This is a genomic window from Rhizobium sophoriradicis (assembly GCF_003939025.1).
Classification (GTDB): domain Bacteria; phylum Pseudomonadota; class Alphaproteobacteria; order Rhizobiales; family Rhizobiaceae; genus Rhizobium; species Rhizobium sophoriradicis.
Map to the genome: position 1 here is coordinate 1 of NZ_RQIH01000053.1, position 1,339 is coordinate 1,339.

The following is a 1,339-nucleotide window of genomic DNA, read 5'->3' on the forward strand; positions in this document are numbered from 1 at the left end:
CCCCATAGGCGCTAACTTAGTCTTGACGATGGTGATCGCGAGTGATTCACCTTGGTCATGAGCGATTCGTTACAAGCACTGGATTGGGGTGAGCTGGTCGAACGACTGGGCTCGGCGGAAGAGCTGGAGGCAAGCGCGCGCGAGGCCGGCGCGCTGCTTCGCAAACGGCAGGTGGGCGGCGCGGCTGACCTGCTGCGATTGTGTTTCGCCTATGTGCTTGGTGGTTTTTCGCTCCGAACTTTGGCGGCCTGGGCCGATCAGCGGGGGCTCGCATCGATGTCCGACGTGGCCATGCTCAAGCGTCTGAAGGCCAGCGCCGATTGGGTGGGCTATCTGGTTTCGGAGCTGCTTGCCGAGCGCTGCCCCGAAGCCTTCGCCGGTGTGCATAGTGACCTGCGGCTGATGGCGGTTGACGCCACGGTCGTTGCACCGCCTGGGCCGAAGCGGGACTACTGGATGGTGCATACGGTGTTCGACCTTTCCCGGCTGAAGCTCAGTTCGGTTGAGGTCACCGATCGTCGTGAAGCCGAACGGCTGTCGCGCGGCGTCAAGGCCGGCGAGCTTCGGATCGCCGACCGTGCCCATGCCAAGGCGACCGATTTGGCTGCAGTGGTCAAGGCTGGGGCTGATTTTCTGGTCCGCGCTCCTTCCAACTATCCGCGCTTGCTGGATGGCGACGGCCAGCTGCTGGAGCGCTTGGCGCTCTGCCGCGAAGCGGGCGACAAGGGTGTGCTCGATCGGTCCGTGAGGATCCAGGACGGCAAGTCCAAGGTCGAAGTGGCGGCCCGTGTGGTGATCTTACCCTTGCCGCCTGAAGCCGCCGCAAAAGCCAGGCGAGCAGCGCGCCGATTGGCCGCCAAGGCCAGATACAAGCCCAGCGAGGCCGGCATCGAGATGGCTGGCTACCTGGTGCTGCTGACTTCGCTTAACGCCGACGACTGGCCGCCGGAGCGGCTCGCCTCGACCTATCGGCTGCGATGGCAGATCGAACTGGCCTTCAAACGCATGAAGTCGTTGATCGGTTTGGAAGGCCTGCGCGCCAAGGACGCTGACCTGGCCCGCCTGTGGATCAACATCGCCTTGCTCGCCGCACTGCTTGCCGAAGACGACCTGCCGGCCCTCGATCCCGAGGCGCCGGACTCTCTCCCCCTGGCGGCCTGAACCGAGCCGCATTGCCGATCTGGCGTCTCGTCGCCATCGCCATTACCAACATCTCTATCGCTGTCTTGCACGCGACCATCAGGCCCATCGCCATCGACCAGCTGCTCCATCGGCTGCGCGAGCCTCCGCGAAGGCGATGCGCCATCGCACATCGACGGCTAAGTTAGCGCCTATGGGG

The 1,339-nt window shown here is 64.4% G+C and carries 1 protein-coding gene; it reads left to right on the top strand.

Annotated features, from left to right (window positions below; all coding sequences use genetic code 11):
• Positions 1-57 precede the first annotated feature (57 nt).
• A complete protein-coding gene (locus EFR00_RS32735; protein WP_009996460.1) occupies positions 58-1,161 on the top strand; it encodes a transposase in 1,104 nt (367 codons plus the stop codon).
• The last annotated feature ends 178 nt before the right edge of the window (positions 1,162-1,339 follow it).

Coding starts and splice junctions, on each gene's coding strand:
- EFR00_RS32735 (WP_009996460.1), top strand. CDS start 58: ATGAGCGATTCGTTACAAGCACTGGATTGGGGTGAGCTGGTCGAACGA.